At 64.1% G+C, this 12,950-nt stretch carries 11 protein-coding genes and 1 tRNA gene; 5 read left to right on the plus strand and 7 right to left on the minus strand.

The window, feature by feature from the left end; all coding sequences use genetic code 11:
• Window positions 1-221 precede the first annotated feature (221 nt).
• A complete protein-coding gene (locus tag VSR71_RS00005; RefSeq protein ID WP_342911957.1) occupies window positions 222-977 on the plus strand; it encodes a hypothetical protein in 756 nt (251 codons plus the stop codon).
• A complete protein-coding gene (locus VSR71_RS00010; protein WP_342911958.1) occupies window positions 929-1,318 on the plus strand; it encodes a hypothetical protein in 390 nt (129 codons plus the stop codon). The genes VSR71_RS00005 and VSR71_RS00010 overlap by 49 nt, the downstream gene beginning before the upstream one ends.
• Before the next feature lie 100 nt (window positions 1,319-1,418).
• Here the strand turns inward: VSR71_RS00010 and VSR71_RS00015 are convergent.
• The 6 genes from VSR71_RS00015 to VSR71_RS00040 all read right to left on the minus strand — a co-directional run bounded on the left by VSR71_RS00015 (window position 1,419) and on the right by VSR71_RS00040 (window position 7,548).
• Window positions 1,419-1,494, minus strand: a tRNA-His gene (locus VSR71_RS00015).
• A 102-nt stretch (window positions 1,495-1,596) separates the two neighbouring features.
• Window positions 1,597-1,875, minus strand: a complete 279-nt coding sequence (locus VSR71_RS00020) for a hypothetical protein (RefSeq protein WP_342911959.1) — start codon at window positions 1,873-1,875, stop codon at window positions 1,597-1,599.
• A 980-nt stretch (window positions 1,876-2,855) separates the two neighbouring features.
• Window positions 2,856-3,893, minus strand: coding sequence for a tRNA dihydrouridine(20/20a) synthase DusA (dusA, locus tag VSR71_RS00025; RefSeq protein WP_342911960.1), 1,038 nt, complete (start codon window positions 3,891-3,893; stop codon window positions 2,856-2,858).
• Between the two features lie 275 nt (window positions 3,894-4,168).
• Window positions 4,169-4,642, minus strand: coding sequence for an NAD(P)H-dependent oxidoreductase (locus tag VSR71_RS00030; protein ID WP_342911961.1), 474 nt, complete (start codon window positions 4,640-4,642; stop codon window positions 4,169-4,171).
• A 133-nt stretch (window positions 4,643-4,775) separates the two neighbouring features.
• The gene (locus tag VSR71_RS00035; protein ID WP_342911962.1) at window positions 4,776-5,864 is read right to left on the minus strand and encodes an enoyl-CoA hydratase/isomerase family protein; all 1,089 of its coding nucleotides are present in this window, start codon (window positions 5,862-5,864) and stop codon (window positions 4,776-4,778) included.
• A 115-nt stretch (window positions 5,865-5,979) separates the two neighbouring features.
• Entirely contained in the window at window positions 5,980-7,548 is a 1,569-nt protein-coding gene (locus tag VSR71_RS00040; protein WP_342911963.1) for a methyl-accepting chemotaxis protein, read from the minus strand.
• A 260-nt stretch (window positions 7,549-7,808) separates the two neighbouring features.
• Here VSR71_RS00040 and VSR71_RS00045 point away from each other — a divergent pair, with 260 nt between their 5' ends.
• Entirely contained in the window at window positions 7,809-8,669 is an 861-nt protein-coding gene (locus VSR71_RS00045) for a sterol desaturase family protein (protein ID WP_342911964.1), read from the plus strand.
• A 74-nt stretch (window positions 8,670-8,743) separates the two neighbouring features.
• Here the strand turns inward: VSR71_RS00045 and typA are convergent, their stop codons facing one another.
• Window positions 8,744-10,564 carry a translational GTPase TypA gene (typA, locus tag VSR71_RS00050; RefSeq protein WP_342911965.1) on the minus strand — a complete coding sequence of 607 codons (1,821 nt, stop codon included), beginning with the start codon at window positions 10,562-10,564 and terminating at the stop codon, window positions 8,744-8,746.
• Window positions 10,565-10,775: 211 nt separating this feature from the next.
• On the opposite strand from typA, the gene VSR71_RS00055 reads away from it, so the two are divergent.
• Complete coding sequence (locus VSR71_RS00055) at window positions 10,776-11,261, plus strand: MarR family winged helix-turn-helix transcriptional regulator (protein ID WP_342911966.1); 486 nt, start codon at window positions 10,776-10,778, stop codon at window positions 11,259-11,261.
• Between the two features lie 99 nt (window positions 11,262-11,360).
• Window positions 11,361-12,917 (plus strand): efflux transporter outer membrane subunit, encoded by a 1,557-nt coding sequence (locus VSR71_RS00060; protein WP_342911967.1) that lies wholly within the window; start codon window positions 11,361-11,363, stop codon window positions 12,915-12,917.
• The last annotated feature ends 33 nt before the right edge of the window (window positions 12,918-12,950 follow it).

The following is a 12,950-nucleotide window of genomic DNA, read 5'->3' on the forward strand; positions in this document are numbered from 1 at the left end:
TTTGAGCACTACAACGAGCAGCACCCCCATAGCGCCCTGAATTACCGCTCTCCGCGCGAGTTCAGGCGTGCGATGGCCTTATCAACCTAAGGGTGTGACCGTGTCCGCGGACACGGGGGCAAATCCAACCGCCGATACTATGACGCCCGAATGCACGGGGTCGCCCCTGTCTCGAATGTCGCGCCGGCTCCCGTAGAACCCGATTTCTCTGCCATCTGAACATGATTGGACGTCGTCATCGGCCCGACGGGCTGCCATTTCGCCTCTACATGCGTGCGGGCAAGTTCAAGACGAGCTACGGCTACAAGCTCGATACCGGTAAATGGGCCTTCCGGCTGTCGGCCTCGACAAATAATCCCGAGGCGGTTGCCGCTATCCGCGACGAGGCCATCCGGCGAGCCAACGAGCTGAACGGCAATGTCGTGCGCGCCGGTACGGTCGAATCGCTTTTCGAACGGTATTTCGAGTGGCAGGAAGGGCTGCCTGCAGACAGCGAGTCCAGAAAGGCTGACGGCACGCTCACTGAGAACAGACGCGAATCGAAAAAGCTGATCGGCGTGTTTGGGAAGATGGCGCCAGAGACCATCAAACCCGTCCACGTATACAAATACCTGGCGGGCCGTGCCAGCAAGGGAGCACCGGCGAAGGCGAACAAGGAGATCGCTCTCCTGTCAGCAGTGCTGGAGTATGGGCGCAAGCACGGCGACCTCGAGGAAAACCCATGCCGCGGGATCGAGTACAACCCGACCCGCCCCCGGCAGCGCGTGGTGTCACCGGCTGAGATGCAGTTGATGAGACGGATTGCGCGCGAGCGCGGCGGAAGCTACCACATCATGGCGCTGTGTGCCAACACGGCTTTCCTGACCGTCAGCCGCCCGGATGAGATGCGCGCCCTCCTCGGCAGCGCATCACTGACGCCGGCGTTCAGGTGCCGGTCGGAAAGCGCAAAGCAGGGCATGCCCAGCGCTGGAAACTGATCCATTGGTCGCCGGAACTGAAGGCGACTGTCGACGAAGCGCTGGCGCTACAGCGCATCCCTGGTGTCTACGTCTTTGGTAACACTTCTGGGCAGGTGTACAGCCGCAGCGGGTGGACCACGATCTGGGGGCGCCTGATGGACTATTGCGAAGCGGCTGCCGAGAAGGAGGAAATCCCGTTCGTGCGTTTTGCACTTGCGGACATGCGGCCGAGCGCGGTGACTGAGCGGATGGACGAAGGCGATGAGCGCATCGTGGATGCCACCGGGCACGCCGACGGGCGCATGGTGGCCAAGATCTACGACCGCCGGCGAGAGCGGAAAGTGAAGGCAACCCGCTGATGATCTTCCAAAATTGGAATCTCATCTTCCAAAAGTCGTAACAGGAGTCCCGGAAAGCAAAACAGCGCCTGTGTAAGGCGCTGTTTTGTAAGGAAATTCTTGGGGTGGCTGATGGGACTCGAACCCACGACGACAGGAATCACAATCCTGGACTCTACCAACTGAGCTACAGCCACCGTAGAGGTCATCAGCGAAGCGCTGATCGACGAAAACCAAGATTATACAAACTCTTTTCCGAGATGGCTAGTATCCCGCACAAATTTTTTTCGGGACTTGCATCACGCCTTGCGCGGCTGCCACTTGGCCTCCAGCAACACTGCCTGCTTGATGGCAGCAATGGTCTCCGCCTCGGAATCGAAGTGCCCCAGCAACCGGCGCGACTTGCCGTTGAGGACGGCTTCCTGCAATGCCCTGCCTGCGGCCTCCGAGGTGCCATGGTGCCAGCAGTAGCGCGCCGTCCATTTGCCATCCTGCAGTTGTTCGGCGACCCAGACCAGCCTGAAGTCCTCAAACACTTCGCCGAATGACTCATCGTTGTTCGCGTTCGCTTTGTCCACGCTAGCCGCCGTCCGTTCGCCTGTGGCGATGCGAAGAATCGTAGCACGCAGGCCACGTTGCCAGACATGGGCGTGGCAGGCGTTTGCGGGAAGTCACCAATCCGCAGGCGATATGGCGTTCTCAGCCCCCACCTCTGCAGGGTTCTTGCCGGACGTGCGCGCAGCGATACTCTGCTCCGAGGGACATTGACCCCCCTCGATCTTCCCATCAGGCGGCCCGCTCCATCGGGCTGCCTGCCTCTTTTCCTTCCCCGCAGTTCGGTTTGGCAGTGCAAGGTTCGCCGGAACCTGGCGCATTGGCAGTGGCCCAACCATTTTCGGGAAGAATTGCGAGGAAAAGAGCATGCGAACGATCCTTGGACGCCTGGCAGGTGTCTTGTCGCTGCTGGGGATGGTCGTGGCCCTGGCGGGCTGTGCGGGCGGCGCAGGCGATGGACGGGAGTCAGGAATCACGGCCTACGGAACGCTGGACGTGGGCATCAACCATACTTCGCGATAGATCCAGCGCTGCAGCGCATGACCGATGGAACTCTTTTTCATGCGATCCGGTCAAATCAGCTCGACTGGCGCGATCGCAGCAGGCCATAAAAGGCCAAAAAAAAGAGTCCGCAGCGCGGACTCTTAACTTTAGCGATCTCAAATGCCCTGAAGGCCGTTGCAATGTAACTGTCATCCGGGACTTGCACCATTCGGGTAAACGAAGAGCGCGGGACGCGCCGACGAAAAAAAGCCCGCCGAAGCGGGCTGAATAATCAGTTGAAGAAAGCCCTGTATTCGAGGGCAGGCACAGTGTAAAAAAGTGCCCTGCCTTGGCGAATTAGGGGAATCCCTTTGCGGGCGCCAGTTTCCGGACGATCGGAGCTGGCAAGCGTCGCGCGCGCTACCCTCGGTATTCAATGCACAGATTGGCGATTCGGTGTTAGAGCAACGATTCGATAGCCCCTGACGGGGTGATGCTCGATCGTCCAGCGCGAATCCCTCTATGCCGCCAGCGGCTCTGACGCGAGGGGACGCAGATGGCTACGCGCCTCTTCAAACAGTGCATCCACATCGGCCCGAGTGCGCGCGGCATGCATGCGTTTCGCATCGGACAGCACGCGGCGCCAGCCTCGTCCTCCCGCAACGCCGCGGTACAGCCCCAGCATATGCCGCGTGACCGCCCCCATATACCCGCCGCGTTCGACCATGTCGCCGATATAATCCTGCATCGATAGCTCTACATCCAGCCGCGATCGAACTGGTGCCCCCGCGTCGCCATAGAAGCGCACATCCATTTCCGCCAGCACATAGGGCTGGTGATATGCCTCGCGGCCAATCATCACGCCGTCGACGTGCTGCAGATGCCGCGCCATCTCGTCATAGGTGACGATGCCGCCATTGATCAGGATCTCCAGCTGCGGAAATTCCTGTTTCAGCTGGTATGCCACTTCATAGCGCAGCGGCGGAATCTCGCGGTTTTCCTTGGGGCTCAGGCCTTTCAGGATGGCATTGCGGGCATGAACGATAAACGTGTCGCAGCCCGCCTCCGTGACCGTGCCGACAAAATCCCGTACGAAATCGTAGTGCTCGATGGTATCGATGCCGATGCGATGCTTCACCGTCACCGGAATGCTGACCGCATCGCGCATCGCCTTCACGCAATCGGCAACCAGTTCGGGCTCCGCCATCAGGCAGGCGCCGAAAGCACCGCGCTGCACGCGCTCGGACGGGCAGCCGCAATTCAGGTTGATCTCCTTGTAGCCCCATTGCTCGCCCAACCTCGCCGCCGCGGCCAGGTCTGCCGGCTCGCTGCCGCCCAGCTGCAGCGCGACCGGCTGCTCCGCCGCATCGAAATCCAGGTGGCGCGGCACGTCGCCATGCAGCAGCGCACCGGTGGTCACCATCTCGGTGTACAGCCAGGTATGGCGGCTGAGCTGGCGATGGAAGGTGCGGCAATGGCGGTCAGTCCAATCCATCATCGGCGCCACGGATACGCGGCGCGGACTTGCCGCGGCAGGTTTACCTTGAAAATGGGTCATTTCGGAACGGATCGGCGCGGCCAATCCTCATGCTACTCGCAGATATCGACGGTGCCCGGTGGGGGCAGCTCCCATGCGCCTGAGGCGGCGCACAATGCAGCCGAAGCAGTATCGCGGCTTTGCGGGAGGCGCATGAGTTTACCACCCTCGCGGATCTTTCGCCCGAGACGCTGCCTACGACCAGACTGCAACGAAGGTTGTCGCTGGCATGGCCAAAATCTCGATGATCCTGACCATGAACCATCAGTCATGCCAGGGCGCGGCCGCGCCCAGACTCATCGTGCGGCTGCAGTCTTGTCAATCCACGTGGCGAACGTGGCCAGGAACTTGTCGAACAAGCCCCGCGTGGATTCGCTGGCAATGCCGCCTTGCTCGTCGAACAGTTTGTCGACGCCGCTGATATAGGCCTCGGGCTGCTGCAGCAGCGGAACATTGAGGAACACCATCGACTGCCGCAGGTGATGGTTGGCGCCGAACCCGCCGACGGCACCCGGCGAGGCGCTGATGATGGCGCCAGGCTTGCCGTCCCAGACGCTGCTGCCATAGGGGCGCGAGCCCACGTCGATGGCGTTCTTCAGCGGTGCGGGGACCGAGCGGTTGTACTCGGGCGTGACGAACAGCACCGCATCGGCGCGGCGCACGCGGTCCCGGAATGCGGCCCAGGGCTGCGGCGGCTTGTCGTCCAGGTCCTGGTTGTAGAGCTGCAGTTCGCCGATCTCGACGATCGGCTCCTTTGTCTGTGTGGACACTTGAAGCGGACGGTGCGGCGCCATGTCTGGCATGGCCGCCCGCGCCGGTCCAGCCGCCACTCTACCCGAGTCGCGACTGCTCCGCCGTCAAGCAAGTTGCGCGCAAACGCCGCCGGCCGTGTGAACGAGCTGATCAGGCGGACTTGCCCAGCGCGGCGAGCGGATGGTCTTCCGCACGCCACGGGCTGTCGAAGAACGACTGGATCGTCTCGCGACCAACCTCATCCAGCCGGGCATGCTGCCAGCGCGGCTTGTGGTCCTTGTCGATCGCCAGCGCGCGGATGCCCTCGACGCCGTCGCCCTTGCGGAACACGTAGTACATCATGTCGAGCTCCATGCGCAGCTCGTCTTCGAGCGACATGCCGCGCGCGCGGCGGATCTGCTCCAGCGACACGCACAGCATCAGCGGCGAACGGCTGCGCAGCATGGCAGCGGTTTGCGCGGCCCAGTCGCCCGGCGCATCGCTGACGGCCGCCAGGATATCCTGCGCGGTATTGCCCGCGAACAGCGCGTCGATCTGTGCGGACAGGCCCGCCAGCGTGCTTTGCGCAGGCGGGCAGTCAGCGCGGTGCGGCGCGGTGAAGCCTTCGATATGCGCGAGTACGGCATCGCCGCTGGCAAACTGCCGCGCGCGCAGCGAATCCACCAGCTCGGCCAGCCGGTTGCCCGGCAGGTAGGCATCGGCCAGGCCTGCGTACAGCGCATCGGCCGCGCTGATCGCGGTGCCGGTCAGCCCCAGGTATTCGCCGATATGGCCCGGCGTGCGTGCGAGGAACCAGCCTCCGCCGACATCGGGGAACAGGCCGATATTGGTTTCGGGCATGGCCATTCTGGTGCGCTCGGTGACCAGGCGCAGCCGGGCCCCTTGCGAAATGCCCATGCCGCCGCCCATCACCACGCCGTCCATCAGCGCGATATAGGGCTTGGCGTAGCGATGGATCAGGAAATTGAGCGCGTATTCCTCGACAAAGAACTGGTCGAGCAGCGGATCGCCTTCATGCGCCGCCTTGTGGAAGTAGCGGATATCGCCACCGGCGCAGAATGCCTTGCCGCCGGCACCGGAGACCACCACCGCCACCACTTCGGGCGCAGAAGCCCACGCCTGCAGCGCCTGGGTGATGGCGCGGATCATGTCGAGCGACAGCGCGTTGAGCGCTTGCGGACGATTCAGCGTCAGGTATCCGATGCCACCTTGGACTTCGGTCGTGACGAATTCAGTCATGTCTTACTCCTCCAATGCAACTGGCGATTTTACGCCAGTCGCACCGGCAGGCGTACCCCATGGGCAGCTTGCGGCGCATGCATGGATGATGCGCATGCGCCGCGGGCGGCCGCCTTCAGGCCAGCCTGAACGTCGCCACCAGCGCGGTCAGGCGCTGCGCCTGGTCTTCCAGCGAAGCGGCCGCGGCAGCGGCCTGCTCGACCAGCGCCGCGTTCTGCTGGGTCATGCTGTCCATCTGCGACACCGCCACGTTGACCTGCTCGATGCCGTGCGACTGTTCGTCCGACGCCGCGCTGATATCGCCGATGATGCTGCTCACGCGCCGAACGGCGTCGACGATGTCCTGCATGGCGCGGCCAGCATCGTCGACCAGTCCCGTCCCTTCGCGCACGTTCGCCACCGAAGCGCCGATCAGCGTCCGGATCTCCTTCGATGCACCGGCGCAGCGCTGCGCCAGGTCGCGTACGTCGCCCGCCACCACCGCGAAGCCGCGGCCGTGCTCGCCGGCGCGCGCCGCCTCGACGGCGGCATTGAGCGCCAGGATATTGGTCTGGAACGCGATCTTCTCGATCACGTCGATGATGTCCACGATCTTGCTCGAACTGCCGTCGATCGAACGCATGGTATCGACCACGCGCGACACCGCCTCGCTGCCCCGCTCGGCCAGCGCGCTGGCGTCCGTGGCCAGCGTGCGCGCCTCACGCGCGCTGTCGGCGTTCTGGCGCACGGTGCCGGTCAGCTCTTCCATGCTGGATGCGGTTTCTTCCAGCGATGCCGCCTGTTGCTCGGTTCGCTGCGACAGGTCGGCATTGCCGCTGGCGATCTGCTTGCTGGCCGAGGCAATGGCATCGGCACCACCGCGCACTTCGCCCACCATCGCCACCAGGCTGTGTTGCATGCGGCCCAGCATGCCCAGCATGCGCGCCGTTTCGTTGCGCGCCGACTCATCGGCCTGCACGCCACCGCTGGCCGCTGCCTGCACACTCAGGTCACCGCCGGCGATCCTGTCGAAGCGCGTGATGGCAACATCGAGCGGTTGCACGATCGAACCGCGCAGGCGCCACGCCACCACGGTGCTGAACGCCAGGCCCAGCACCAGCGCAATGACCGACATCGTGAACAGGTTGCGATAGCGGTGCTGCGACGCTTCGTAGACCCCCTTCGCGCTGGCCAGCTGCAGCTGGTTGAGTTCGGCGTTGGCCGCGGTGAAGGCGATGTCGAGCCGGGGGATTTCCTCGAGCACGTATTTCATCACCGCATCGCGATCGGCCGCGTGCAATGCGGCAATCATGGGGGCCACGCCTTGCTTGAACAGTGCGTCGCGCTTGGCGGTGACATCATCGACCATCTTCTCTTCTTCCGCGGAGCGCGGCAGCGCAAGGTAGGCCTTCCATGCTTTCTCGGAATCGCGCGCAAAGCCCTCGGCGGTCGCGGCGCGCGCCTTGGCGTCGGCGGGGTCGGTGGCGAAGGTGGCCTGGTCGAGCAGCACCCGCACCAGCAGCTGGTTCGAGCGCGCTTCGGCAAGATGCACCGCCGCCGACAGTTGCTGCGAATAGATCTGGCGCGTGGCATCGTTGCTGCTCGACATGCCGAGCCAACCGACGGCGCCGACAATCAGAATCAACACATTGGTAACGATTGTCAGGAACCACAATCTGACTCCGATGGTAGTGTTCTTGAACATTGAAGCTCCGGGGGTAGAAAGCCAAAAAATTCGGGACGAGGGCGTTTGCGAAATCAGGGGACGCGACATGCCGCTGCCCTGCTCATCTACGGCGCGCACAACGGTTCCTTAACCCGGATTAGTTACCTTCCGATGCGCAACACAACTGCGCATGAGTACAGCAATGCGAGGATGTGCCCGATGCGGCTCACCTCGCGTCATCCCGCATGTTTGGAGGAACTGCTCGTAGCAATTCCGGATGGAATGTGCACACTTGCGGGATGACCACCGAATCGCTCGATCCCGAACTCATCCTGCTGGCGTTTGCGCCGGTCTTCCTGCTGACCATTGCCGGCGAGGCCTGGTACTGGGCGCACCGCGACCGGTCGGTGTACAGCCTGCGCGATACCGTCTCCAATGCGGCGCTCGCGCTGATGCACCAGGCGTCGGACGCGTTCTTCCTGTGGCTGATGATCCGGACGGTCTACAGCTGGTGTTACCAGCATGGATTGCGCGCGGTCCCGGAGACGGCCTGGTCCTTCGCGCTGCTGCTGCTGCTGCAGGACTTGCTGTACTACTGGTTCCACCGCGCCAGCCATCGCGTGCGCTGGCTATGGGCGTCGCACGTGACGCATCACTCGTCGGAAGGCATGAATTTTTCGACCGCGTTCCGGCAGAGCCTGACGTATCCGCTGTCCGGGATGTGGCTGTTCTGGATTCCGCTGGCGTATATCGGCTTTACGCCGGACTGGGTGATCCTGGCCGTCGGCCTGAATCTGGCATTCCAGTTCTTCGTCCATACGCGGCTGGGGCGGCGCTGGCCGTGGATCGAATCGGTACTCAACACGCCTTCGGTCCATCGCGTGCATCACGCCAGGAACCCGCAGTACATCGATCGCAACTACGCCGGCGTGCTGACGGTGTGGGACAGGCTCTTCGGCACCTTCGTCCCCGAGCGGGAGGCGCCCGTATATGGCATCACGCGCCAGGTGCGCACGCACAACCCGCTGACGCTGACCTTCCACGAATGGCGCGACATGTTCGTGGATGCGTGGCGCGACCGGGATCTGCGCTACCTGTGGAAGCCGCCGGAATGGCGCAGCCCGCGTGCGTCCGCCACGGAGGTGCTTCCGCGAACTTAGGATGTGCGTGTGGTGACGCGGCGGCAATAAAAAAACCGCGCTCGAAAGCGCGGTTTTTTTGACACCGTGAACGCTTATGCGCCTTCGCGGGAGGCACGCTTGCGCTCGTGCTCCTTCAGGTGGCGCTTGCGCAGGCGGATGCTCTTGGGCGTGAGCTCGACCAGCTCGTCGTCGGCGATGAATTCCACCGCATATTCCAGCGACATCTGGATCGGCGGCACCAGGCGCACCGCTTCGTCGGTACCCGAAGCGCGCACGTTGGTCAGCTGCTTGCCCTTGATCGGGTTGACCACCAGGTCGTTGTCGCGGCTGTGGATGCCGATGATCATGCCTTCATACAGCGCATCGCCCGGCTTGACGAACATGCGGCCGCGGTCCTGCAGCTTCCACAGCGCGTAGGCCACGGCATCGCCGTCGTCCTGCGAGATCAGCACGCCGTTGTGGCGCTCGCCCAGGCCGCCTTCGCGCACCGGCGCGTAGTCGTCGAAGATATGGCTGATCAGGCCGGTGCCGCGCGTCAGCGTCAGGAACTCGCCCTGGAAGCCGATCAGGCCGCGGGCCGGGATGCGGTATTCCAGTCGGGTACGGCCCTTGCCGTCCGACGCCATGTCGAGCAGTTCGCCCTTGCGGCGGCCCAGCTCTTCCATCACGCCGCCCTGGTGGCTGTCTTCGACGTCCACGGTCAGCAGTTCGTACGGTTCGTTCTTGACGCCGTCGATTTCCTTGAACACCACGCGCGGACGCGACACGGCCAGCTCGTAGCCTTCGCGGCGCATGTTTTCCAGCAGGATGGTCAGGTGCAGTTCGCCGCGGCCCGACACTTCGAAGATAGTGTCGTCGCCGGTATCGGCCACGCGCAGCGCCACGTTCGACTTCAGTTCGCGGTCCAGGCGCTCGCGCAGCTGGCGGCTGGTCACGAACTTGCCTTCACGGCCGGCCAGCGGCGAGGTGTTGACGCAGAAGTTCATGGTCAGCGTCGGCTCATCCACCTTCAGCATCGGCAGCGCGTCCTGGGCGTCCGGCGCACACACGGTGCAGCCGATACCCAGTTCTTCGATGCCGTTGATCAGCACGATGTCGCCGGCTTCGGCCTCGGGCACGATCTCGCGCTCCAGGCCCTGGAACTTCAGCACCTGGTTGATGCGGCCCTTGATCGGGTTGCCTTCCGGGCCGAACTTGACCACCACGTCCTGCAGCGGACGGGCGCGGCCACGCGAGATGCGGCCCACGCCGATCTTGCCGACGTAGCTGGAGTAGTCCAGCGAGATGATCTGCAGCTGCAGGGGACCGTCCCGATCGTCGTCACGCACCGGCACCTTGTCCAGCACGGTTTCGAACAGCGGCTTCATGTCGCCGTCGCGCACGTCTTCGGTCAGGCCGGCAAAGCCGTTCAGGCCCGAGGCGTAGATCACCGGGAAGTCGAGCTGCTCGTCGGTGGCGCCCAGCTTGTCGAACAGGTCGAAGGTCTGGTTGATGACCCAGTCCGGGCGCGCGCCCGGGCGGTCGATCTTGTTGACCACCACGATCGGCTTCAGGCCCAGCGCCAGCGCCTTGCGCGTGACGAAGCGGGTCTGGGGCATCGGGCCCTCGACCGCGTCGACCAGCAGCAGCACGCCGTCGACCATCGACAGCACGCGCTCCACTTCACCGCCGAAGTCGGCGTGGCCCGGGGTGTCGACGATATTGATATGGGTGCCGTTGTATTCGACGGCACAGTTTTTCGCGAGAATCGTGATCCCGCGTTCCTTTTCCAGGTCGTTCGAGTCCATCACCCGCTCGGCGACTTGCTGGTTGTCGCGGAAGGTGCCTGCCTGGCGCAGGAGCTGGTCGACCAGGGTGGTCTTGCCATGATCGACGTGAGCGATGATGGCGATGTTTCGGATGGCGCGGGTCATTGCTGCGTCTCGCTAAAAGCGACTCTCGCAAGGAGGGTCGGAGAATCTGAGGTAACCCAACATTCTAGCATGTTGCGGCGCAAGATGCGTTGACCTCAACCGTCACTCGGATAGCAAATATCTTTGCTAAAAACGAAATAACCAATTTCCGTTCTTGTGCATCCTTAAATACAAACATATATTTGCCACAGCAAAGATTGCAAAGGCAAAGATGTCACAGGACCCTTCCTCCGGCCCCCCGGCAACGGGCGCCGCGTTGTTCGATCCCGCCGGATACCAGATGAGCGACAGCGTCGGGTATCTGCTCCAGCGCGCAAAGAATTCGCTGGCGCACACCGTGGAGCAGGAGGTCAGCAGCCTGGACATCACGCATGCGCAGGCAAGCTGCCTGATCATGATCGCCACCGGGCGTGCCGCCACCGTCACAGATCTGGGGCGTGAACTGAACACCGACATGGGCTCGGTCACGCGCCTGCTCAGCCGCATGGAAAAACGCGGCCTGGTCGAACGCCAGCGCCGCGACGACGACCGCCGCGTGGTCGACCTGTTGCTGACCGAACAGGGCCAGGCACTGGCAGACCGCCTGCCGACCATTTTCTGCAAAGCACTTTCCCAGCACTTCAGGGGCTTTTCCGCCGACGAACTCCAGTTGCTGAAGAGCATGCTGCGCCGGGTCATCGATAACAACAGCGGGTAGCGCGGCGCCTGCCGGACCCCGGCAAGGCAGACCGTCCGGACAAGCCGGACACACCGTACCACCCGTCACAAGGCATGGCTCCGGATACGGAGCAACACCATGAAACAAGCTCTCTCTTCACAAGCCACCCTGTCGGCGCGGCCACGCGAACTGGCACGCCGCGCGGGCACCCTGGCACTGACCGCCGTGGCCGCGGCAGTGCTGGCCGGCTGCGCCGCGCTCGGCAATTCGCACAGCACGCAGTCCATGGCCGAGCCGGCCGCGATGGCCACCTCGCAAACCCTGCCCGGCGAACACGGCCAGTGGCCCACGCAGGACTGGGTCGACCAGTTCAGGGACCCGCAGCTGAGCGCGCTGGTCGACGAAGCGGTCAAGGACAATCCCGGTCTGCAGGCGGCCTTTGCCCGCGTGGAAGCGTCGCGCGCCATGGCCGAGGCCACGCGCAGCGCGCTCTACCCGCACCTGGAGTTCGAAGGCAGCCTGATCCGGCAGCGCTTCTCCAACAACGACCTGTTCATGGGCACGCCGCTGGCCGGCTCGTGGCAGAACCAGTCGCGGCTGCAGGTCGGCCTGTCGTATGACTTCGACTTCTGGGGCAAGAACCGCGACGCACTCGAAGCCGCGCTGTCGGACGACCGCGCCGCCGAAGCGGAAAGCCAGGCCTCGCGCCTGATCCTGGCGACCTCGATCGCGCGCAACTACGCCCGCCTGGCCGCGCTGTATGCCCAGCACGATGTCGCCGAGCGCGCCATCGCGCAGCGCCGCGACCTGACCGAACTGTCGCGCCAGCGGCTGGCCGCCGGCCTGGACACGCAGGTCGAGACCACGCAGGCACGCGGCACCGTGGCCGCATCGCAGACCGACCTGCAGCGCGTCGACGAGGAAATCGCGCTGGCCCGCAACCAGCTCGCCGCGCTGCTGGGCAAGGGCCCGGACCGCGGCCTGCAGATCCAGCCTCCGGTGCTGCTGGCGCAGGCCACACCCACCCTTCCCGACGACCTGACCATCGGCCTGCTTGGCCGCCGTCCCGACCTGGTGGCGGCGCGCTGGCGCGTCGAAGCGGCATCCAAGGACATCAGCGTCGCAAAGAAGGAATTCCTGCCCGACGTCAGCCTGACCGCGTTTGCCGGCCTGGCGGCGCTGGACCCGTCCAACCTGCTGATGGGCATCAGCCGCACCTTCGGCATCGGCCCGACCGTGCGCCTGCCGATCTTCGAGGGCGGCAAGCTGCGCGCCAACCTGAAGGGCAAGTACGCCGGCTACGACATCGCCGTGGCCAACTATAACCAGGCGCTGGTCGATGCGCTGCGCGAAACCGCCGACACCATGACCAGCATCCGCAGCGTCGACAAGCAGATCGACAGCCAGCGCGAAGCACTGGACCTGGCCGAGCACGCCTACGCTTTGGCGACTACGCGCTACAAGGCGGGCCTGGGCACGCAGCTGACCGTGTTGAACGCTGAAAGCAACGTGCTGCAGCAGCGCCGGCTCGCGACCGACCTGCAGGCACGCCGGCTCGACTTGCAGATGGGCCTGATGAAGGCGCTCGGCGGCGGCTACCAGGAGCCTGCCGAGGGCGAAGAAAGCCACGCCGGCCACAGCCAGGCAGGCACCGCGCAGCACCAGCAGAAGACCGAGGCGGGCGCCCGCGGCTGATCCGCGCACCCAGCGATTGCAGACAAGATTCAC

Origin of the sequence: Cupriavidus oxalaticus, from assembly GCF_038900635.1 — a bacterium.
GTDB lineage: Bacteria > Pseudomonadota > Gammaproteobacteria > Burkholderiales > Burkholderiaceae > Cupriavidus > Cupriavidus oxalaticus_B.